Here is a 20,003-nt window from a genome sequence, read left to right as displayed (position 1 = left end):
GCTGAGGCAAACCACGATGAAGATCCACAAGTACGACACCGTCATCGTCGGCGCCGGTGGCGCGGGCATGCGCGCCGCCATCGAGTCGACGAAGCGCAGCCGCACCGCCGTGCTGACGAAGCTGTACCCCACCCGCTCCCACACGGGCGCCGCGCAGGGCGGCATGGCCGCCGCGCTGGCGAACGTGGAGGAGGACAACTGGGAGTGGCACACCTTCGACACCGTCAAGGGCGGTGACTACCTGGTCGACCAGGACGCCGCGGAGATCCTGGCGAAGGAGGCCATCGACGCCGTCCTCGACCTGGAGAAGATGGGCCTGCCGTTCAACCGCACCCCGGACGGCACCATCGACCAGCGCCGCTTCGGCGGCCACTCGCGCGCCCACGGCGAGGCCCCGGTCCGCCGGTCCTGCTACGCCGCGGACCGCACCGGCCACATGATCCTCCAGACGCTGTACCAGAACTGCGTCAAGGAGGGCGTGGAGTTCTTCAACGAGTTCTACGTGCTCGACCAGCTCATCACCGAGGTCGACGGGGTCAAGCACTCCGCGGGCGTCGTGGCCTACGAGCTGGCCACCGGCGAGATCCACGTCTTCCAGGCGAAGTCGGTCATCTACGCCTCCGGCGGCACCGGCAAGTTCTTCAAGGTGACCTCCAACGCGCACACCCTGACCGGTGACGGCCAGGCGGCCTGCTACCGCCGCGGCCTGCCCCTGGAGGACATGGAGTTCTTCCAGTTCCACCCGACGGGCATCTGGCGGATGGGCATCCTGCTGACGGAGGGCGCCCGCGGTGAGGGCGGCATCCTCCGCAACAAGGACGGCGAGCGCTTCATGGAGAAGTACGCGCCGGTCATGAAGGACCTCGCGTCCCGTGACGTCGTCTCCCGCTCCATCTACACGGAGATCCGGGAGGGCCGCGGCTGCGGTCCCGCCGGTGACCACGTGTACCTGGACCTGACGCACCTCCCGCCGGAGCAGCTGGACGCCAAGCTCCCGGACATCACGGAGTTCGCGCGCACCTACCTCGGCATCGAGCCCTACACGGACCCGATTCCGATCCAGCCCACCGCGCACTACGCCATGGGCGGCATCCCCACCAACGTCGAGGGTGAGGTCCTGGCGGACAACACCACCGTCGTCCCCGGTCTGTACGCGGCCGGCGAGGTGGCCTGCGTGTCCGTGCACGGCGCCAACCGCCTGGGCACCAACTCGCTGCTGGACATCAACGTCTTCGGCAAGCGCTCCGGCATCGCCGCCGCCAAGTACGCGGCCGAGAACGACTTCGTCGAGCTGCCGGAGGACCCGGCCTCCCTCGTCGTCGAGCAGGTCGAGCGGCTGCGCAACTCCACGGGCCACGAGCGGGTCGCCGACCTGCGTCTGGAGCTCCAGGAGACGATGGACGCCAACGTGATGGTGTTCCGCACCGAGCAGACGATCAAGACCGCGGTCGAGAAGATCGCCGAGCTGCGCGCGCGGTACAAGAACGTCTCCGTCCAGGACAAGGGCAAGCGGTTCAACACCGACCTGCTGGAGGCCATCGAGCTGGGCAACCTGCTCGACCTGGCCGAGGTCATGGCCGTCTCCGCGCTGGCCCGCAAGGAGTCCCGCGGCGGCCACTACCGCGAGGACTACCCCAACCGCGACGACGTCAACTTCATGCGCCACACCATGGCGTACCGCGAGGTCGGCGAGGACGGCTCGGACTCGGTCCGCCTGGACTACAAGCCCGTCGTCACCACCCGCTACCAGCCGATGGAGCGTAAGTACTGATGGCCACCCCGACCCTCGACAAGGTGGAGGCCGAGGCCGCCGCCTCGGCGAACATCACCGTCACCTTCCGGATCCGCCGCTTCAACCCCGAGGTCTCCGACCAGTCGGAGTGGCAGGACTTCCAGATCGAGATCGACCCGAAGGAGCGCGTGCTCGACGGTCTCCACAAGATCAAGTGGGACCTGGACGGCACGCTCACCTTCCGCCGCTCCTGCGCGCACGGCATCTGCGGCTCCGACGCGATGCGGATCAACGGCAAGAACAGGCTCGCCTGCAAGACGCTGATCAAGGACATCAACCCGGAGAAGCCCATCACCGTCGAGGCCATCAAGGGCCTCACCGTGATGAAGGACCTCGTGGTCGACATGGAGCCCTTCTTCCAGGCGTACCGGGACGTCATGCCGTTCCTGGTCACCAAGGGCAACGAGCCGACCCGCGAGCGCCTGCAGTCCGCCGAGGACCGCGAGCGCTTCGACGACACCACCAAGTGCATCCTGTGCGCCGCCTGCACCTCCTCGTGCCCGGTGTTCTGGAACGACGGCCAGTACTTCGGCCCGGCGGCGATCGTCAACGCGCACCGCTTCATCTTCGACTCGCGCGACGAGGCAGGTGAGCAGCGGCTGGAGATCCTGAACGACAAGGACGGCGTGTGGCGCTGCCGCACCACGTTCAACTGCACCGACGCGTGCCCCCGTGGCATCGAGGTCACCAAGGCGATCCAGGAAGTCAAGCGTGCCCTGATCACGCGCCGCTTCTGACGGTCCGAACGGTCGTACGCGGGCCCCGCCCCTCCCGGTCCTCCGGGCGGTGCGGGGCCCGCGGCGTTCCCGGGGCCGGGGCGGGGGCCGTCGCACGGGACGGAAATGCCTGGTCGGCGCGGGGCGGCCCTGCCACGATGAGCCGATGATCCTTTCTCATGACGTGACCGGTCCCGCCGACGGCGCCCCGCTGGTCCTGCTGCACTCCTCCGTCTGCGACCGGCGGATGTGGGACCCGCAGTGGGGGCCGCTGGCCGAGGCCGGGTACCGGGTGGTGCGCGCCGACTTCCGCACCTGCGGGCAGAGCCCGGCGGCCACGGCGCCCTACTCGGACGCGGACGACGTCCTGGCCCTGCTGGACTCCCTCGGCATCGCCCGCGCGGCCCTCGTGGGGGCCTCGTACGGGGGCCGGGTGGCCCTCGGGCTGGCCGCCGCGCACCCGGAGCGGGTCTCCGCCCTCGCGCTGCTCTGCGCGGGCCGTCCGGGGCACGAGCCGGGCCCTGAGGTACGGGCCTTCGGCGCGGCCGAGGACGCGTTCCTGGAGGCGGGCGACCTGGACGGGGCGGCGGAGCTGAACGCCCGGACCTGGCTGGGGCCGGAGGCCGACCCGGAGACGCACCGGCTGGTCGCCGCGATGCAGCGGGGCAACTTCGAGGGCTGGCGGGCCGCCGAGGAGTCCGGGAACGACGGGCACGAGCGGCCCGAGCCCGCGATCGACCTCGGGGCCGTGACCGCCCCGGTGCTGGCCGTGGGCGGGGCCCACGACCTGCCGGACTTCCGGGAGATCGCGGCCGGGCTGCCCGCCCTGCTGCCCGCGGCCCGGCACGTGGAGCTGCCCTGGGCCGGGCACCTGCCCTCCTTGGAGCGCCCCGCCGAGACCACCGCGCTGCTGCTGGACTTCCTGCGGGAGCGGCAGGACTGAGCGCGGGTCCGGGCCGCGGGGAGGCTCCCCGCGGCCCGGACCCACTGGTTCACCGGATCACCGGGATTCAGCCGGAGACCTCCGTCGCGGCCGTCTCGATCAGGTCGCAGACCGCACCGGGCTGCGAGGCCAGGGAGGCGTGCCCGGAGTCCAGTTCGACCAGCTCGCGCGGGGAGAGGCGCTCGGCCATCCGCCGCTGGTTCTCCGGGTGGATCATGTGGTCCTGGCGGGAGAGCTGGTACCAGGAGGGCTTGGTCCGCCAGGCGGGCGCCGTGATCGCGTCCCCGAAGGTGGAGGCGAGCGGGGCCTTCTGGGTGACCGCCATGACCAGCGCCTCGTCGGCGGTCAGGTCCTGGCAGAAGCTCTCGTGGAACTTGTCCTGGCGCAGCCAGAGGTAGCCGTCGGAGTCCGGGGCGAGGTTCTCGGCGGCGGCGGGCGGGTGCTCCTGGGTGAGCCCGCCGGGGCTCTCGCCGGCGTCCGGGGCGAAGGCGGCCACGTAGACGAGTCCGACGACGTTGGGCAGGTCCCCCGCCTCCGTGATGACCGCGCCGCCGTAGGAGTGGCCGACCAGCAGGACGGGGCCGGGCACCTGGCGCACCATCTTGCGGGTCCGTTCGGCGTCGTCGGCCAGTGAGGTCAGCGGGTTCTCCACCGCGAGCAGCGAGTCGAAGCCGCGCCCCCGCAGTTCCACGATCACCTTGGCCCAGTGGGCCGCGCCTCCCCAGAAGCCGTGCACCAGCACCACCGTGGGCTTGTCCGCCATGCCTGCCACTCTCCTCCGGTCACCGACCGTGCGCGTACGGCCGCTCTGCGCACGGAGCGTAGCGACGGAGCGCTCCCCCGGGCCCTCGCGCCACACCGCTTGAACGTGTTCAAAAGAAGCCCTACAGTGGGTGCGTCAGCCTTTTGAACACGTTCAAGGAGGCGGGGGGCATGGACCTCACCGTGGTCGCGTACGTCATCTACCTGCTCATCAGCGTGGGACTCACCGTCTGGGTGGCCCGCACGCTCAGCCGCAACGGTCGGATCTTCATCGCCGACGTGCTCCAGGGGAACGAGAAGCTCGCCGACGCCGTGAACCACCTGCTGGTGGTCGGCTTCTACCTGGTCAACCTCGGTTTCGTGACCCTGTACCTGCGGGCCGCCCAGGCCGTGGAGGACGCCCGGGGCCTCTTCGAGGCCCTGTCGGTGAAGATCGGCGTGGTGCTGCTGGTCCTCGGCTTCATGCACCTGGCCAACGTCTACGTCCTCAACAAGATCCGGCGCCGCGGGATCATGGAGCGGGAGCACACCCCGCCGGTGGCGCCCCAGGGCTGGACCACCCCGGCCGGGGCCTGACCGGTGGCCGCCCCGGTCCGACGGCTCACCGTCCTGTACGACGCCGGGTGCCCGCTCTGCGTGCACCTCCGGCACTGGCTGCTCGGCCAGAAGTGGCTCGTGCCGCTCTCCCTGGTGCCGGCCGGCTCCGAGGAGGCCCGACGCCGGTTCCCGGCCCTCGATCACGCCGACACCCTGCGGGAGATCACCGTCATCGGGGACGGCGGGCAGGTCTACCGCGGTACCGACGCCTTCATCGTGGCCCTGTGGGCCCTGGCCGAGCACCGGCCGAAGGCCCACTGGCTGGCCACGCCGGCCGGGGCGCCCTTCGCCCGCGCCACGATGCTGGCGGCCGCCAAGTGGCGGGAGCTGAGCCGGTCGGACGAGCCCGCCCCGGCGGCCGGGGTAGCGGCCGGTACGGTCCCCGCCCCGGCGGCCGGGACCGGCTGCGCGGACGGGGCGTGCGCCGCGCCCGTTCCGCCCGGATAGGGTCGGACACCGTGACAGAGACCAAGCCCGCCAAGAGCGAACAGACCCGCACGCTCATCCTCGAAACCGCGCTCCGGCTGTTCCAGGAGCGCGGCTACGACAAGACGACCATGCGGGCCATCGCCAAGGAGGCCGGAGTCTCCGTCGGCAACGCCTACTACTACTTCTCCTCCAAGGAGCACCTGGTCCAGGGGTTCTACGACCGGATCGGCGCCGAGCACCTGACGGCGGTCCGGCCGATCCTGGACCGGGAGACCGACCTGCAGACCCGCCTCTCCGGGGTGCTGACCTCCTGGCTGGACATCGCGGCCCCGTACCACGAGTTCGCGGCCCAGTTCTTCAAGAACGCCGCCGACCCGGAGAGCCCGCTCAGCCCCTTCTCCCCGGAGTCCGAGCCGGCCCGCAACCAGGCCATCGCCCTGCACCGGGAGGTGCTGGCCGGGTCGAAGACCAAGGTCCCGGCCGAGCTGGCCGACGTCCTGCCCGAGCTGATGTGGCTCTCCCAGATGGGCCTGGTCCTCTACTGGGTGTTCGACCGCTCCGAGGACAGCGCGCGGACCCGGCGGATGGCGGAGCGCGGCGCGGCCCTCACCACGCGCGGGATCGTGCTCTCGCGGTTCCGGGTGCTGCGCCCGCTGGTCCGCGAACTGCACGAGCTGTTCGACGACTTCCTGCCGGGGATGGCCCGTACGGCCGCCGCCACGGCCTCGGCCCGCTCCCGGAAGACCGCCGGCCGCCCCGCGAACGGGACGGCCGGTGAGGACGAGGGCGCCGGGGAGGACCTTCCCGGCGGCGGCTCCTAGAGCCAGTTCAGCTCCCACAGGCGCCAGACTCCGGTGCCGTCGGAGAGGTACTGGGCGCCGGTGACGGCCTCGCGGCTGACCACGAAGTCCTTCTTCTGCCAGATCGGCAGCATCGGGACCTGCTCGGCCACCTCCTTCTGGAGGTCGCGGAAGTCGCTCGCGGCCATCGCGCGGTCGCTGTAGGACTGGGTGCGGGTGATCAGGGTGTCGATGCGGCGGTCGCGGAAGCCGTTGTTCATCGAGGAGTCCGAGCCGACCAGCGGGGCGGTGAAGTTGTCCGGGTCGGGGAAGTCGGCGATCCAACCGATGGTGTAGGCGTCGAACTTCCCGGCCGCGTAGGCCTTCTGGAACTCGGGCCACTCGGCCACGCCCTCGGTCTTCACCTTGAACAGCCCGCTCGACTCCAGCTGCTTCTTGATCTCGGCGGCCTCGGCGGCGGTGGTGCCGCGGGAGTTGAAGCCGAGGGTGAAGGAGACCGGGGTGCTGATGTCGGCCGCGCGCAGGATCTCCTTCGCCCGGTCCGCGCTGGGCTCGGGGTAGCTGTCGAAGAAGGGCGTGCCGTGGCCGCCGACGCCCTGCGGGATCAGGGAGTACAGCGGGGTGACGGTGCCCTGGTAGACCTCGCTCGCGATCTTGGCGCGGTCCAGGACGGCGGCGACGGCGCGGCGGACGGGCTGCTCCTCCACCGGCGAACCCTTGCGGACGTTGAAGACCAGGTTGCGGGTCTCGGAGCCGCCGGACTGCTGGTAGCGGGTGTCCTCCAGGCCGGGCCGGAGGCCGGCGAGCACCTGCGGGGGCAGGTCGCGGTGGGCCACGTCCACGTCGCGGGACTGCCAGGCGGCGTCCAGGCCCTCGGCGTCGGTGAAGTAGCGGACGTTCACGGGCACGTGGGCGGGCTTGACCGGGCCCTTGTAGGACTCGTTGGGGGCCAGCTCGGCCTCCTTGCCCTTGTCGAAGGACTTGAGCACGTACGGGCCGGAGCCGTCCGCCCCGTCCCCGGTGCGCAGCGCGTCCGCCGGGTACTTCGAGCTGTCCACGATGGAGCCGGCGCCGGTGGCGATCTTGAAGGGGAAGGTGGCGTCCCGGGCGCTGAGGTTGAAGGTGACCGTCCGGTCCTTCGCCGTCACCGACTTCAGGGTGTTCAGCAGCGGGGCCGGACCCTGGTCGGAGTTGATCTTCTTGATCCGGTCGAAGGAGTACTTGACGTCCTCGGCCGTGATCTCGCGCCCGTTGGAGAACTTCAGGCCCTCGCGGACCTCACACTGGTAGGTCGTCAGCTTCTGCCCGATGAACCGGCAGGAGCTGGCGGCGTCCGGCTCGGGGTCGGCGGCACCCGGCTTGATGGTCAGCAGCGACTGGTAGATGTTGCTGTACAGGGCCCAGGAGCCGGCGTCATAGGCGCCGGCCGGGTCCAGGGACGAGGCCACGTCGGTGGTCCCGACCGTGACGGCGTCCCGCCCCCCGGCCCCTGAGGGGAGCAACTGCCAGGCTCCGACGCCCGCCACGACCAATACCAGCCCGGCCGTGATGGCCCGGGAACGAACAGACCGCATACCGCTTTGACTCCTCTTGCACCAAGGGCCCCACCCGCGCCGCGGCGTGGGTCTCACGCGGTACGGCGCCTTGCAACGCGGCACACTCAATCACGGAAGTTTCACAAGTGGAAGGGTGTTTTGTCGTTGGCTGCGGGATTCAGCTCTGGTATGAGGCCAGTTCGACCACGGTGATGTCGGAGGGGGCGCCGACCCGGACCGGCGGGCCCCAGGCGCCCGCGCCCCGGGAGACATACAGCTGGGTGTCCCCGTACCGCTCCAGACCCGCCACCGTGGGGTTGGCCGGCTCGGCCAGGTACTCCCCGGGCCACAGCTGCCCGCCGTGGGTGTGCCCGGAGAGCTGGAGGTCCACCCCGTGGCGGACCGCGTCGTGGATCACCACGGGCTGGTGGGCCAGGAGGACGGCCGCGCGGGCCCGGTCCCGGTCCCCCAGGGCCCGGCCGAAGTCCGGCCCCTGACCCTCGGCTTCACCCGCGATGTCGTTGACTCCGGCGAGGTCGAAGTACGGCATCTCGGTGCGGGCGTTCTCCAACGGGCGCAGGCCCAGCTCGCGGACGTGGTCCACCCACTGCTGGGCGCCGGAGAAGTACTCGTGGTTGCCGGTGACGAAGTAGGTGCCGTGGCGGGCGCGGAGCCGGGTCAGCGGTTCGGCGGCGGGCCCGAGGTCGGACACGTCCCCGTCGACGAGGTCGCCGACGATGGCGATCAGATCGGACTGGGTGGCGTTGACGGCGCGGACGATGCGCTCGGTGTGGGCCCGGCCGAGCACGGGGCCCAGGTGGACGTCGCTGACCACGGCGATCCGGAAGCCGTGGGCGGCCCGGGGCAGCTTGGCCAGGGGCACGGTGACCCGCTTGACCTTCGGGCCGCGCAGCACGCCGTAGGTGCCGTTGGCCACGGTGCCCGTGGCGGCGGCCACGGCGGTGACGGCCAGGGTCCGGGCCACGAAGGTGCGTCGGTCCAGGGGCGGGACCGGGGCGGGGGCGGCCGGGGCCCCGGGGGCCGCGGGCGGCTCCTCACCGGGGACGGCGGGGGCGCCGGCGGCCGGCGCGGGAGCGGCGGCGGGCGCTGGAGAGGCGGCGGTCGTGGCGGGAGCCGTGGGCGTCCCGGCGGCGGTCGTGGCCGTCCGCTCCCGGTCCGGGACCGGGGCGGGCTCGGGGGCCGGCTCGGGAGCGCCTTCGGACGCACGGTCCGCGCCGGGGCCGTCCACGGGCCCCCGGCGGGCGAGGCGCCGCAGCCACAGGGCGCGGACCGGCTCCGCGACGAGCATCGCCAGGGAGAGGTAGAGCAGCACCGCCAGCCACATGTAGCCGGGCCAGGAGACGAGCTGCTGGACGAGGAAGGGGGCGCCCGCCCGGCCCGCCGTGAGCGCGGCCAGGGCCAGCAGCGGCAGCACGATCAGGGCCGCCGTACCGATCCGTCGGGCGGGGCCGCCGGGGCGGGTCGTGTCCCGCACCAGCCGGACCCACAGCCAGCGGTGCACCAGCCCCAGCAGCGCCAGGACCGCCAGGAGCACCACCACGAAGATCAGGACGCTCACGCCGTGCCCCCCGAGGTCTCCGCGGCCGCGCGTGACTCGCGTCGCAGGGCGCGCACCGCACGCAACCCGATCAGGCCGACGGCCGTCCCCAGGAGAAAGGACGTGACGGCCAGGATCAGGTGCACCCAGAAGTAGGCAGTGGGGTCGCCCGCCTCGTCGAAGGCCAGCCCGCTGCCGTCCTTCCACAGGTTCCGGACGAAGGACACCCAGATGAACCAGCTCCACACTCCGAAGACGAGCAGGAACCAGGAGGCGGCGCGGCTCAGTTTCATGCCCTCAGTATCGGATCCGTCCCCAGGACGGCGGCGCCGGGGTGGGCTGTCCCGGGGAGCCGTACAGCCGTTTGACCCGTCCGGCTCCGGTTCCGCCCGGACTGCATGTACGTTCACCTGCGTGTCAGTCAAGAAGACCGCGCTGACGGTCCTGTCCGCCGCGCTGCTGCCCGTCCTCCTCGCGGGACCGGTGCACGCCGCCCCGAGTCCGCCCCCGGCCGACGGCAAGGGCGGGGTGCGGGCGCCCGCGCAGCCCGCACCGCCCGCCTCCATGTCCATCGTGGGCGGGGCCGCCCTCGGCCGTCCCGGCACCCAGGTGAACCTGCTGCCCGGGGCCCCCGCCCTGCCCACGGAGCTGACCGGCCGGTCCTGGATCGTGGCGGACGCCGAGTCGGGGGAGGTGCTCGCCGCGCACAACGCGCACTGGCGACTGCCCCCGGCCTCCACCATGAAGATGCTCTTCGCGGACACGGTGCTCCCGGCCCTGCCCAAGGAGCAGCTGCACAAGGTCACCGACGCCGAGCTCCAGGGCGTCGGCTCGGGCAGCAGCCTGGTCGGCGTGAAGGAGGACCAGGAGTACTCCGTCCACGACCTGTGGCTCGGGGTCTTCCTGATGTCCGGGAACGACGCCGTGCACGTGCTGGCCGCGATGAACGGCGGTGTGGCCAAGACCGTGTCCGACATGCAGGCCCACGCGGAGGAGCTCCAGGCCCTGGACACCCACGTGGTCTCCCCCGACGGCTACGACGCGCCCGGCCAGGTCAGCAGCGCCTACGACCTGACCCTGATCGCCCGCTCCGGGATGCAGAAGAAGGACTTCCGGGAGTACGCGGCCACCGCCACGGCCCAGTTCCCCGGCGCGGCGGGGGCGGCCGGCGCCCAGCGACCCACCTTCGGCATCCAGAACACCAACCGGCTGCTGACCGGCGCCCACGGCATGACCCCGTACAAGGGCGTGGCGGGCGTGAAGAACGGCAACACCACCATGGCCGGGTCCACCTTCACGGGCGTGGCCCAGCGCGGGGACCGCAAGCTGCTGGTCACGGTGATGAACCCGTCCGCGGGCGGGGCCAACAGCGTCTACGAGGAGACCGCCGCCCTCTTCGACTGGGGCTTCGCGGCGGCCGGGAAGGTCCGGCCGGTGGGCGAGCTGGTCCCGCCGAAGAGCGCCGACACCACCCCGCACGGCTCCCCCGCCCAGTCCCACGACGAGGGCCGGCCCACGGCCGCCGCGGCCGCCCCGGAGTCCGCGGGCGGATTCGGCATGGCCCTCGGGGTGACCGGCGGGGTGCTGGCGGCCCTGGCGGGCGGGGCCTTCCTCGTCAACCGCCGCTGGCCGAAGCGGGCCCGCCGGACCGCCGGGCAGGACTGACCCCGGAGGCCCCGGACTCCCGTCCGGGGCCCGATCCGGGCTCCGGACGGGGTCCCCCCTCAGGGCCCTCCTCCGGTGCCGGGCCGCCCTTCGCCTCAGGGTCGTCCTCCGGTGCCGGGCCCGGCTTCGCCTCAGGGCCGTCCTCCTCCTCGGAGACCGGGCCCGTGGCCGTCCAGGCCGAGCAGTAGAGCAGCAGTTTCGCCGTCAGGTTGATCCACAGCAGCAGGGCCACCGGCACCCCGAACGCCCCGTACATGCTCTTCGCGGCCACGTCCCGGATGTAGCTGCTCAGCAGGATCTTCAGGAGCTCGAAGCCGGCCGCACCGATCAGGGCCGCCGTGAAGAGCCGGCCGCGCGGCACCTCCACCCCCGGCAGGAGGGTGAGCACGTACAGCAGGAGCAGGAAGGCCGCCAGGACGCTGATGCCGAAGGCGGCCGAGCGCAGCAGGACCCCGCCCGCCCCGTCCCGCGGGATGCCCACCCAGTCCGCCGTCTTGCCCACGGCGCTGGAGCCCACCACGGAGGCGGCGGCCGAGCAGAGCCCGGCCCCGCCGAGGCCGAGCAGGACCGCCCCGTCCTTGAGCTTGCGCAGGATCGGGTTGCCCTCGTCCTCGTCGTCCCGCTCCCAGACCGCGCGCAGGCAGTCCCGCATGGAGCCCACCCAGCCGATGCCGGTGAACAGCAGCAGCAGGCCGGCGACGAGTCCGACGGTGCCCGCGTTGTCCACCAGGGCGCCGACGTCGAGCTGTTCGGAGATCCCCGGCACCTGCTCGGTGAGGTTCTCCTCCAGCTTGTCCAACTGCTCGCCGCTCAGCAGCGCCGCGCCCACCGCCGCGGCGACGGTCAACAGGGGGAACAGGGCGAGGAAGCTGATGAAGGTGATGGCGGCGGCCAGCCTGCTCCAGTGCACGCGGTCCAGCCGCAGATAGGCACGGAAGGCGTGGGTGCGCATCAGGCGCGCCAGCCACGGCCCCACCACGGGGAGGTTCCTCAGCCAGTCCATGGAAGCACCGTAAGCCCGAACGGACTACGCGTCGGGGAACGCGGACCGCGCGCCGGGAGACGGGCCGGAGGCGGTTCCGGACCCCGTGCCGAGAAGGTGCGAAATCACAGGATTCGTCCGGTTCGGGCGCTACCGTCGGCCCCATGACGAAGACCGCAGCCGCCCCGCCGTTCCACGCCCTGCTGCTGCGGTCCCTGTGGTTCCGGGCTCGGCGGCTGCGTCAGGTCTGCAACGGGCTCGGCTCGTCCCGGTGGGCCGGCACCTGTGCCGGGACCCCGGCCGGGCCGGTGCCGAAGGCGTAGTCCCGCAGCTTCCGCCAGATCCCGTCCGCGCCCTGCTCGTAGAGGGCGAAGCTCTCCGAGATCCACTCCGCCTCGAAGTCCGCCAACTCCCGGTAGGCCCGGTCCATGGCCTCCTCGGAGATGCCGTGGGCCACGGTGACGTGCGGGTGGTACGGGAACTGGAGTTCCCGCTGGAGCGGGCCCTGCGGGTCCCGGACCAGCCCCTGGAGCCGGTTGCAGGCCGCACTGCCCGCGACGAGCTTCACGAAGACCACCGGGGACAGCGGGCGGAAGGTGCCGGTGCCCGCGAGCCGCATCGGGAAGGGGCGCCCGGCGGCGGCCACCTCGGCGAGGTGGGTGCCGATCGCGGGCAGCCGCGCGGCCTCCACCTCGGTGGGCGGCACGAGGGTGACGTGCGTGGGGATGCCGTGCGCCGCGGCGTCCCCGAAGCCGGCCCGCCGCTCCTGGAGCAGGCTGCCGTACGGCTCCGGGACCGCGATCGAAACGCCGAGCGTTACGGTCCCCACGTGTTCCTCCGTCATTGGTCCGGCGGTCCGCCGACCGCCCGTTTCCGTCCTGGCGCACGGGTGTGCTGCCGCCCAGTGTGGGGGCAGCACCCCCTTCCCTGCCAGGGTCCCAGATCGCCGGGTGTTTCCCGGCCGGCCTCAGGCCCGGGGAGCCAGGAAACCGAGCCGGTCGTAGGCGAGCGCGAGGGTCTCCGAGGCCACCGCGCGGGCCTTCGCCGCGCCCCTGGCCAGCACCGCGTCCAGCTCCGCGGGGTCGTCCAGGTACTCCTGGGTGCGCTGCTTGAACGGGGTGACGAATTCCACCATGACCTCGGCGAGGTCGGTCTTGAGCGCGCCGTAGCCCTTGCCCGCGTACTTCTCCTCCAGGACCGGCACGGCCGTGCCGGTCAGGGTGGAGTAGATGGTGAGCAGGTTGCTGACGCCGGGCTTGTTCACGGCGTCGAAGCGGATCTCGGCCTCGGTGTCGGTGACCGCGCTCTTGATCTTCTTCTCGGTGGCCTTGGGCTCGTCGAGGAGGTTGATCAGACCCTTGGGGGTGGAGGCGGACTTCGACATCTTCGCCGCGGGGTCCTGGAGGTCGTAGATCTTCGCGACCTCCTTGACGATGTGCGGGGCCGGCACCGTGAAGGTCTTCCCGAAGCGCTGGTTGAAGCGCTCGGCGAGGTCGCGGGTCAGCTCGATGTGCTGGCGCTGGTCCTCGCCGACCGGCACGGCGTCGGCCTGGTAGAGGAGGATGTCCGCGACCTGGAGGATCGGGTAGGTGAACAGGCCCACGGTGGCGTTGTTCGCGCCCTGCTTCGCCGACTTGTCCTTGAACTGGGTCATCCGGCTCGCCTCGCCGAAGCCGGTGATGCAGTTCATCACCCAGCCGAGCTGGGCGTGCTCGGGGACGTGGCTCTGCACGAAGAGGGTGCAGCGCTCCGGGTCCAGACCGGCGGCCAGCAGCTGGGCCGCGGAGAGCCGGGTGTTCGCCCGGAGGTCCGCCGGATCCTGCGGCACGGTGATCGCGTGCAGGTCCACGACCATGTAGAACGCGTCGTGCGATTCCTGCAGGGCGACGTACTGGCGGATGGCGCCCAGGTAGTTCCCGAGGTGGAACGAGCCGGAGGTGGGCTGGATACCGGAGAGCGCGCGGGGTCGGTCGAAGGCCATGCCGCCATTCTCTCAGGTACGGGGCGGCTCCCGGCCGCACGGTGACCGGAACCGGCCGGAACCGTCGGGCCCCTGAGGCGGAGATCACAACGAAGATCACGGCGTGGTGGCGGCGGGGGTGGCGGCCGGGGTCGCGGCGGACCTCGCGGGAGGAGGCCCGCCGGACGGGCACCGGACGGGCGCGGGCGCGGCGACCGCGGGAACGGCCGCGGCGCTCCGGCCCCGACCCGCGCCTGCCACGGGCCGGGGCCGGATGCCCGGGGCTCAGTACTGCGGCAGACCGGGGGCCGGGTGCGCGGCCATCAGCCCGGCCACCTCGGCGCGGACCGCCGCCAGGGCGGCCTCGTCCCCGGTGCGCGCGGCCGCGATGCCGCGGTCGATCCACTCCGCCACCAGCGGCATGTCCCCGGTGTCCAGACCCCGCGAGGTCAGCGACGGGGTGCCGATGCGGATGCCGGAGGGGTCGAAGGGCTTCCGCGGGTCGTACGGCACGGTGTTGTAGTTGACGACGATGCCCGCCCGGTCCAGGGCCTTCGCGGCCGCCTTCCCCGGCACGTCCTTCGGGGTGAGGTCCATCAGGATCAGGTGGTTGTCGGTACCGCCCGAGACCAGGTCGAAGCCGCGCTCCAGCAGGGCCTCCGCCAGCGCCTTGGCGTTGGCCACCACCGCGTGCGCGTACTCCCGGAAGGAGGGCTGCGCCGCCTCGTGCAGGGCCACCGCGATACCGGCCGTGGTCTGGTTGTGCGGGCCGCCCTGGAGCCCCGGGAAGACCGCCTTGTCGATGGCCTTCGCGTGCTCCTCGCGGCACATCAGCATGGCGCCGCGCGGACCGCGCAGCGTCTTGTGGGTGGTGGTGGACACCACATCCGCGTGCGGCACGGGAGAGGGGTGCGCCCCGCCCGCGATCAGACCCGCGATGTGCGCCACGTCCGCGACGAGCACCGCCCCCGCCTCGGCGGCGATCTCCGCGAAGGCCGCGAAGTCGATGGTGCGGGGCAGGGCCGTGCCACCGCAGAAGAGCACCTTCGGGCGCTCCTTGAGGGCCAGTTCGCGGACCTCGTCGTAGTCGATCAGACCGGTGTCGGCCCGCACCCCGTACTGCACGCCCCGGAACCAGGAGCCGGTGGCCGAGACGCCCCAGCCGTGCGTGAGGTGGCCGCCCATCGGCAGGGCCATGCCCATCACGGTGTCGCCGGGCTGCGCGAAGGCGAGGTAGACGGCCAGGTTGGCCGGGGAGCCGGAGTACGGCTGCACGTTGGCGTGGTCCACGCCGAAGACGGCCTTGGCCCGCTCCACCGCGAGGGCCTCGACCCGGTCGATGTTCTGCTGGCCCTCGTAGTAGCGGCGGCCCGGGTAGCCCTCGCTGTACTTGTTCTGGAGGACGGTGCCGGACGCCTCCAGTACGGCCGCGGACACGTAGTTCTCGCTGGGGATCAGCCGCAGGGTGTCGGCCTGCAACCGCTCCTCGGCGGCCACCAGACCGGCGATCGCGGGGTCGGCGGCCAGCAGGGCGGGATGGCGGTCGGGCAGGAGCTGGTGATCGGGGTGCGCGGTCATCGCGGCGTCCTCCGGGGTCGATGTGGGTTCGTCCCCGCGAGGCCCAGGCGAGCGGCCCTCTGCTGCGGTCGTGCGCGCACGGCTCCCCCGGAGTCGCTTCTCCGTGCGCCAGTCGCCGTGCGTGCCCCCACAGTAGCGGGCGCGCCGCGCGCGAAGGTTTCCGCGTCCGGGATGCGAGCGACGATAGAAGGGACGCCACCCGTGTCACCGGTCAGGAACGAACGGAGATCCCGTGTCGAGCACAGAAGAGGCCATCCGCTCCGCCGAGGCGCACAGCGCGCACAACTACCATCCGCTCCCGGTCGTCGTCGCCTCCGCGGAGGGGGCCTGGATGACCGACGTGGAGGGCCGCAGGTACCTGGACATGCTGGCCGGCTACTCGGCCCTCAACTTCGGCCACGGCAACAGACGTCTGGTCGACGCGGCCAAGGCCCAGCTGGACCGGGTCACGCTGACCTCCCGGGCCTTCCACCACGACCGGTTCGCCGAGTTCTGCGCCGGGCTCGCGGAGTTGTGCGGCAAGGAGATGGTCCTGCCGATGAACACCGGGGCGGAGGCGGTGGAGACCGCCGTGAAGACCGCCCGCAAGTGGGGGTACGAGGTCAAGGGCGTCCCGGACGGCCACGCCAAGATCGTCGTCGCCGCCGACAACTTCCACGGCCGCACCACCACCATCGTGTCCTTCTCCACGGACCACGACGCCCGGGACCACTTCGGCCCCTACACCCCCGGCTTCGAGATCGTCCCCTACGGCGACCTGACGGCCCTGCGCGCCGCCGTCACCGCGCACACCGTGGCGGTGCTCATCGAACCGATCCAGGGCGAGGCGGGGGTGCTCGTACCGCCCGCGGGCTACCTCCAGGGGGTCCGCGAACTGACCCGCGAGCGGGACGTCCTCTTCATCGCGGACGAGATCCAGTCCGGCCTCGGCCGCACCGGACGCACCTTCGCCTGCGACCACGAACAGGTGGTCCCGGACGTCTACCTCCTCGGCAAGGCCCTCGGCGGCGGCATCGTCCCCGTCTCCGCGGTGGTCGCGGACCGCGACGTCCTCGGCGTCTTCAAGCCCGGCGAACACGGCTCCACCTTCGGCGGCAACCCGCTCGCCTGCGCGGTGGCCCTGGAGGTCGTGGCCATGCTCCGCACCGGCGAGCACCAGCAGCGGGCCACGGAGCTCGGCGACCACCTGCACCGCGAACTGGGCCTGCTGGTCGGCGACTCCGTGACCGCGGTGCGGGGGCGCGGGCTCTGGGCGGGCGTGGACGTCGCCCCCGGTCGCGGCACCGGGCGGGAGGTCTCGGAGCGGCTGATGGAGCTCGGCGTGCTCGTGAAGGACACCCACGGACAGACCATTCGGCTGGCGCCGCCGCTGGTGATCTCCAAGGAGGACCTGGACTGGGGGCTGGACCGGTTGCGCGAGGTGCTGGCGGGCTGACCGGGAGGTGAGGGCCGGGGCGGGCCGCTGCGCGGGGCCTCCTCCCCGCCCCGCCCCTTCCCGAACCCGGGTCTCCGCCCCGGGCCCCGACCCGCCCGCTCCGCGGGCGGCGCGCCTCAAGCGCCGGCGGGGCTGGAAGTGGTTCCTGCCGACGTTCGACTACGGCGGGGCGGGAAGCTGCAGCGCGCCAGGGCGGGAGACACCACGGGGTGGGGCCGGAGGTGGCCGGAGCCCGTAAGCGGGGTCGGGGCGGCTATCGTCCTGTTTGTGCTTCTCGGGATGATCTGCGCACTCGGAGCGGCCCTCTGCTTCGGTACCGCCTCGGTGCTCCAGGCCGTGGCCGCCCGGGCCGCCGAGCCCGGCAGCGGTTCGGGCGTGGACGCGCGGCTCCTGCTGCGGGCCCTGCGGCAGTGGCGCTACCTCGCCGGGCTCGGCCTCGACGGGCTCGGTTTCCTGCTTCAGATCGTCGCCCTGCGGTCCCTGCCCATCTACGCCGTGGGGGCCGCGCTGGCGGCCAGCCTCGCCGTGACGGCGGTGGTGGCCGCCCGGCTGCTGCGGGTCCGGCTGACCCGGCCGGAGTGGGGCGCGGTGGCCCTGGTCTGCCTCGGTCTGGCCCTGCTCGGGCTGGCCTCCGGCGAGGAGGGTTCCGATCCCGGCCCGGGGTGGCTGGGCTGGGCGCTGCTGGGGTGCGCGGCGGCCGTGCTGGTCGTCGGGGCCGCGGCGGGGCGGCTGCCCGGCCGGGCCCGGGCCCTCGCGCTGGGCCTGGGCTCGGGGACCGGGTTCGGCGTGGTCGAGGTGGCCGTCCGGCTCGTGGACGACCTCTCCCCCGGCGCCCTGCTGACCGATCCGGCCGTGTACGCCCTGCTCCTGGGCGGCGGCGCCGCCTTCCTGCTGCTGACCTCGGCCCTCCAGCAGGGGTCGGTGACGACGGCCACGGCGGGCATGGTCCTGGGCGAGACCATCGGCCCGGCCCTCGCCGGGGTGATCTGGCTCGGCGACCGCACCCGCGAGGGCCTCACCTGGCTGGCGGTCCTCGGCTTCGCCCTCGCCGTCACCGGCGCCCTCGCCCTCTCCCGCTTCGGCGAACCCCCTCCCCCCGACGAGAGCCCCTGACCCCCGCCGGAACGGTCAGGTGGCCGCCTCGCGCAGGGCCTCGCGCAGCGCGGCCAGGGTCGGCCCCCACGCGGAATCCGAGGGCGTGGCGTACCCGATGACCACCCCGTCCCGCTCCGGCAGCCCCGCCTCCGGGTGCCGGTACCGCGCCAGCCCCTCCAGACGGAGCCCCCGCTCGGCCGCCGCCCGCAGCACCTTCGGTTCGGTCCCGGCCGGCAGGTCGAGGACGGCGTGGAGTCCGGCCGCCACGCCGGAGACGGCGAGTCCGGGGCAGCCTTCGGCGAGGGCGGCGACGAGCTGGTCCCGGCGGCGCCGGTACCGCAGCCGCATGGCGCGCACGTGCCGGTCGTAGGCGCCGGAGGCGATGAACTGGGCGAGGGTGAGCTGTTCCAGGGAGCTGGAGGCCCACTCCGCGTGGCCCTTGGCGGCCACCACCTCGGGCAGCAGGTCGGGCGGGAGCACCATCCAGCCGATGCGCAGTCCGGGGGCGAGGCTCTTGCTGGCCGTGCCCAGGTAGACCACGCGGTCGGGATCGAGGCCCTGGAGGGCTCCGACGAGCTGCCGGTCGTAGCGGAACTCCCCGTCGTAGTCGTCCTCCAGGACGGTCCCGCCGGTCGTCCGCGCCCAGTCCAGGAGGGCGGCGCGCCGCTCGGGGGGCATGGCGGACCCGGTGGGGAACTGGTGGGCGGGGGTCAGCAGGACGGCGCCCGCGTCCGGTCCGGGCAGTTCCTCGGCGGTGCGCGGCACGGTGCGCAGTCCGCCGCGCTCGACCAGTCCGCGGTGGATGTCGAGGCTGTAGGAGTCCACGGCCACGGCGCGGGCCCCGCGCCGCCCCAGCACCTCGGTGAGGAGCATCAGTCCGTGCGCGAACCCGGCGCACAGGACGAGCCGTTCGGGGTCGGCGTAGACCCCCCGGGCCCGGGCCAGGTAGGCGGCGAGGACCACGCGCAGCTCGGTGCGGCCGCGCGGGTCCCCGTATCCGAAGGCCTCGTGCGGGGCTTCGGTGAGGGCGCGCCGGGCGGCCGCCAGCCAGGCCGCCCGGGGGAAGCCCGAGAGGTCCGGGGAGCCGGGGACGAGGCTGTAGGAGGGGCCGGGGCGGGCGGGGGCCCGGGGCGGGGTGGCGGGCCGGGCGGCGACCCGGGTGCCGGAGCCCTGGCGGGCCGTCAGCCAGCCCTCGGCGACGAGTTGGGCGTAGCCGTCGGCGACGGTGTTGCGGGCCAGTCCGAGGTCGGCGGCGAGCTGCCGGGAGGAGGGCAGTCGGGTCCCGGCGGCCAGCCGGCCGCCGCGGACGGCCTCCCGCAGGGCGTGTACCAGCCCGGCCTTCACCCCGGTGGGACCGCCGGTGCCGCCGGACCCTCCGGAACCGGCCTCTCCGGCCGGGCGTTCCCGGCCACGTTGCCCCCTTCCGGCCAGCTCCAGGTGCAGGTCAGCGCCGAAAGTGGCCCAGGGATCCGTCATGTGAGTGGACCATAGCCTTCCGCTGTCGTGCTCGTACGGTGGGAACCATGAGCGCATCCGATGACACCGTGTACGCCCCCGAGACCCCGGCCCGCCTGGACTGGTACCGGCACGCTCCCGAGGTCTACAAGGCCATGCTGGCCCTGGAGAAGGCCTCGAAGAAGGACCTCGACCCCTCGCTGGTCGAGCTGATCAAGATCCGCGCCTCGCAGCTCAACAAGTGCGCCTACTGCCTGGACATGCACACCGTGGACGCCCTCGCCGACGGTGAGACCCCGGCCCGGATCGTGCAGCTGTCCGCGTGGGAGGAGTCCCGGCACTTCTACACCGCACGGGAGCTCGTCGCCCTCGAACTCACCGACGCCGTGACCGTCCTCACCGACGGGTTCGTGCCGGACGAGGTGTTCGCCCGGGCCGCCAAGGAGTTCGGCGAGGCCGAGCTCTCCCAGCTGCTCGCGGTGATCGCGACCATCAACGCCTGGAACCGCTTCGGCGTGGCCTGCCGCCTGGTGCCCGGCCACTACACGGCGGGCATGTACAAGTAGCCGTCGCGGGCCCGCCTTCCGGGTCCGGGCCCGTCGTCCCGCACCGGCCGGGGGGCGCCGGGGGGGCGCCCCGGGCGCGGGGGGGTGAGCCGGGGGGGTCCCAGGAGTGGGGCCCGGGCGGCGTGAGGGGGTCGT

19 protein-coding genes and 1 riboswitch are annotated in these 20,003 nt (G+C 73.0%); of the genes, 10 read left to right on the top strand and 9 right to left on the bottom strand.

Annotated features, from left to right (window positions below; genetic code table 11):
• Positions 1 to 16: 16 nt before the first annotated feature.
• The 3 genes from sdhA to ABTZ17_RS09240 all read left to right on the top strand — a co-directional run bounded on the left by sdhA (position 17) and on the right by ABTZ17_RS09240 (position 3,451).
• Positions 17 to 1,771, top strand: a complete 1,755-nt coding sequence (sdhA, locus tag ABTZ17_RS09250; protein ID WP_352194915.1) for a succinate dehydrogenase flavoprotein subunit — start codon at positions 17 to 19, stop codon at positions 1,769 to 1,771.
• Entirely contained in the window at positions 1,771 to 2,529 is a 759-nt protein-coding gene (locus tag ABTZ17_RS09245; RefSeq protein WP_352194914.1) for a succinate dehydrogenase iron-sulfur subunit, read from the top strand. Before sdhA ends, ABTZ17_RS09245 begins: the two co-directional genes overlap by 1 nt.
• Positions 2,530 to 2,674: 145 nt before the next feature.
• Positions 2,675 to 3,451 (top strand): alpha/beta fold hydrolase, encoded by a 777-nt coding sequence (locus ABTZ17_RS09240; protein ID WP_352194913.1) that lies wholly within the window; start codon positions 2,675 to 2,677, stop codon positions 3,449 to 3,451.
• 67 nt (positions 3,452 to 3,518) lie between these two features.
• Here the strand turns inward: ABTZ17_RS09240 and ABTZ17_RS09235 are convergent, their stop codons facing one another.
• Entirely contained in the window at positions 3,519 to 4,214 is a 696-nt protein-coding gene (locus ABTZ17_RS09235; RefSeq protein ID WP_352194912.1) for an alpha/beta hydrolase, read from the bottom strand.
• A gap of 170 nt (positions 4,215 to 4,384) precedes the next feature.
• Here ABTZ17_RS09235 and ABTZ17_RS09230 point away from each other — a divergent pair, with 170 nt between their 5' ends.
• From ABTZ17_RS09230 to ABTZ17_RS09220, 3 genes are read left to right on the top strand one after another with little or no spacing between them, the layout of a single operon-like run.
• Positions 4,385 to 4,789 (top strand): hypothetical protein, encoded by a 405-nt coding sequence (locus ABTZ17_RS09230; protein ID WP_352194911.1) that lies wholly within the window; start codon positions 4,385 to 4,387, stop codon positions 4,787 to 4,789.
• Positions 4,790 to 4,792: 3 nt separating this feature from the next.
• Positions 4,793 to 5,257, top strand: coding sequence for a thiol-disulfide oxidoreductase DCC family protein (locus ABTZ17_RS09225; protein ID WP_352194910.1), 465 nt, complete (start codon positions 4,793 to 4,795; stop codon positions 5,255 to 5,257).
• An 11-nt stretch (positions 5,258 to 5,268) separates the two neighbouring features.
• Positions 5,269 to 6,060 (top strand): TetR/AcrR family transcriptional regulator, encoded by a 792-nt coding sequence (locus ABTZ17_RS09220; protein WP_352194909.1) that lies wholly within the window; start codon positions 5,269 to 5,271, stop codon positions 6,058 to 6,060.
• Here the strand turns inward: ABTZ17_RS09220 and ABTZ17_RS09215 are convergent.
• From ABTZ17_RS09215 to ABTZ17_RS09205, 3 genes are all read right to left on the bottom strand, one after another.
• Complete coding sequence (locus ABTZ17_RS09215) at positions 6,057 to 7,613, bottom strand: ABC transporter substrate-binding protein (protein ID WP_352194908.1); 1,557 nt, start codon at positions 7,611 to 7,613, stop codon at positions 6,057 to 6,059. The genes ABTZ17_RS09220 and ABTZ17_RS09215 overlap by 4 nt on opposite strands.
• A 139-nt stretch (positions 7,614 to 7,752) precedes the next feature.
• Positions 7,753 to 9,144 (bottom strand): metallophosphoesterase, encoded by a 1,392-nt coding sequence (locus ABTZ17_RS09210; RefSeq protein WP_352194959.1) that lies wholly within the window; start codon positions 9,142 to 9,144, stop codon positions 7,753 to 7,755.
• 5 nt (positions 9,145 to 9,149) lie between these two features.
• Positions 9,150 to 9,425, bottom strand: a complete 276-nt coding sequence (locus tag ABTZ17_RS09205) for an SCO4848 family membrane protein (protein WP_352194907.1) — start codon at positions 9,423 to 9,425, stop codon at positions 9,150 to 9,152.
• Between the two features lie 121 nt (positions 9,426 to 9,546).
• Between ABTZ17_RS09205 and ABTZ17_RS09200 the strand changes: the two genes are divergently transcribed.
• On the top strand, positions 9,547 to 10,797 hold the full coding sequence (locus ABTZ17_RS09200) for a D-alanyl-D-alanine carboxypeptidase family protein (RefSeq protein WP_352194906.1): 1,251 nt from the start codon (positions 9,547 to 9,549) through the stop codon (positions 10,795 to 10,797).
• On the opposite strand, the gene ABTZ17_RS09195 is transcribed toward ABTZ17_RS09200, so the two are convergent.
• The 4 genes from ABTZ17_RS09195 to glyA form a co-directional block, all read right to left on the bottom strand.
• Entirely contained in the window at positions 10,748 to 11,800 is a 1,053-nt protein-coding gene (locus tag ABTZ17_RS09195) for a YhjD/YihY/BrkB family envelope integrity protein (protein ID WP_352194905.1), read from the bottom strand. The two genes, ABTZ17_RS09200 and ABTZ17_RS09195, sit on opposite strands and share 50 nt — an antisense overlap.
• Before the next feature lie 220 nt (positions 11,801 to 12,020).
• Positions 12,021 to 12,608, bottom strand: a complete 588-nt coding sequence (locus ABTZ17_RS09190) for a 2'-5' RNA ligase family protein (protein WP_352194904.1) — start codon at positions 12,606 to 12,608, stop codon at positions 12,021 to 12,023.
• A 138-nt stretch (positions 12,609 to 12,746) separates the two neighbouring features.
• Positions 12,747 to 13,760: a tryptophan--tRNA ligase gene (trpS, locus tag ABTZ17_RS09185; RefSeq protein WP_352194903.1), complete on the bottom strand. Its 1,014-nt coding sequence runs from the start codon at positions 13,758 to 13,760 to the stop codon at positions 12,747 to 12,749.
• A gap of 264 nt (positions 13,761 to 14,024) precedes the next feature.
• Entirely contained in the window at positions 14,025 to 15,317 is a 1,293-nt protein-coding gene (gene glyA / locus ABTZ17_RS09180) for a serine hydroxymethyltransferase (RefSeq protein ID WP_352194902.1), read from the bottom strand.
• 34 nt (positions 15,318 to 15,351) lie between these two features.
• Positions 15,352 to 15,443: riboswitch (ZMP/ZTP riboswitch) on the bottom strand.
• A 106-nt stretch (positions 15,444 to 15,549) separates the two neighbouring features.
• Here glyA and rocD point away from each other — a divergent pair.
• Both rocD and ABTZ17_RS09170 read left to right on the top strand, forming a co-directional pair.
• Positions 15,550 to 16,752, top strand: coding sequence for an ornithine--oxo-acid transaminase (gene rocD / locus ABTZ17_RS09175; RefSeq protein ID WP_352194901.1), 1,203 nt, complete (start codon positions 15,550 to 15,552; stop codon positions 16,750 to 16,752).
• Between the two features lie 279 nt (positions 16,753 to 17,031).
• Positions 17,032 to 17,865 (top strand): DMT family protein, encoded by an 834-nt coding sequence (locus ABTZ17_RS09170; protein ID WP_352194900.1) that lies wholly within the window; start codon positions 17,032 to 17,034, stop codon positions 17,863 to 17,865.
• Between the two features lie 15 nt (positions 17,866 to 17,880).
• On the opposite strand, the gene pdxR is transcribed toward ABTZ17_RS09170, so the two are convergent.
• Complete coding sequence (pdxR, locus tag ABTZ17_RS09165; protein WP_352194899.1) at positions 17,881 to 19,323, bottom strand: MocR-like pyridoxine biosynthesis transcription factor PdxR; 1,443 nt, start codon at positions 19,321 to 19,323, stop codon at positions 17,881 to 17,883.
• Between the two features lie 47 nt (positions 19,324 to 19,370).
• Between pdxR and ABTZ17_RS09160 the strand changes: the two genes are divergently transcribed.
• Entirely contained in the window at positions 19,371 to 19,868 is a 498-nt protein-coding gene (locus ABTZ17_RS09160; RefSeq protein WP_352194898.1) for a carboxymuconolactone decarboxylase family protein, read from the top strand.
• The last annotated feature ends 135 nt before the right edge of the window (positions 19,869 to 20,003 follow it).

This window comes from Streptomyces sp. NPDC097619, assembly GCF_040302735.1.
Taxonomy (GTDB): domain Bacteria; phylum Actinomycetota; class Actinomycetes; order Streptomycetales; family Streptomycetaceae; genus Streptomyces.
This window is presented reverse-complemented; position numbering and strand designations above follow the sequence as displayed.

Excerpts from the sequence above, each read along its gene's own strand:
- glyA (WP_352194902.1), bottom strand. The coding sequence starts at position 15,317 with ATGACCGCGCACCCCGATCACCAGCTCCTGCCCGACCGCCATCCCGCC.
- ABTZ17_RS09215 (WP_352194908.1), bottom strand. The coding sequence starts at position 7,613 with ATGCGGTCTGTTCGTTCCCGGGCCATCACGGCCGGGCTGGTATTGGTC.
- ABTZ17_RS09245 (WP_352194914.1), top strand. The coding sequence starts at position 1,771 with ATGGCCACCCCGACCCTCGACAAGGTGGAGGCCGAGGCCGCCGCCTCG.
- ABTZ17_RS09230 (WP_352194911.1), top strand. The coding sequence starts at position 4,385 with ATGGACCTCACCGTGGTCGCGTACGTCATCTACCTGCTCATCAGCGTG.
- ABTZ17_RS09195 (WP_352194905.1), bottom strand. The coding sequence starts at position 11,800 with ATGGACTGGCTGAGGAACCTCCCCGTGGTGGGGCCGTGGCTGGCGCGC.
- ABTZ17_RS09160 (WP_352194898.1), top strand. The coding sequence starts at position 19,371 with ATGAGCGCATCCGATGACACCGTGTACGCCCCCGAGACCCCGGCCCGC.
- ABTZ17_RS09205 (WP_352194907.1), bottom strand. The coding sequence starts at position 9,425 with ATGAAACTGAGCCGCGCCGCCTCCTGGTTCCTGCTCGTCTTCGGAGTG.
- trpS (WP_352194903.1), bottom strand. The coding sequence starts at position 13,760 with ATGGCCTTCGACCGACCCCGCGCGCTCTCCGGTATCCAGCCCACCTCC.
- ABTZ17_RS09170 (WP_352194900.1), top strand. The coding sequence starts at position 17,032 with ATGATCTGCGCACTCGGAGCGGCCCTCTGCTTCGGTACCGCCTCGGTG.
- pdxR (WP_352194899.1), bottom strand. The coding sequence starts at position 19,323 with ATGACGGATCCCTGGGCCACTTTCGGCGCTGACCTGCACCTGGAGCTG.
- sdhA (WP_352194915.1), top strand. The coding sequence starts at position 17 with ATGAAGATCCACAAGTACGACACCGTCATCGTCGGCGCCGGTGGCGCG.
- ABTZ17_RS09240 (WP_352194913.1), top strand. The coding sequence starts at position 2,675 with ATGATCCTTTCTCATGACGTGACCGGTCCCGCCGACGGCGCCCCGCTG.
- ABTZ17_RS09235 (WP_352194912.1), bottom strand. The coding sequence starts at position 4,214 with ATGGCGGACAAGCCCACGGTGGTGCTGGTGCACGGCTTCTGGGGAGGC.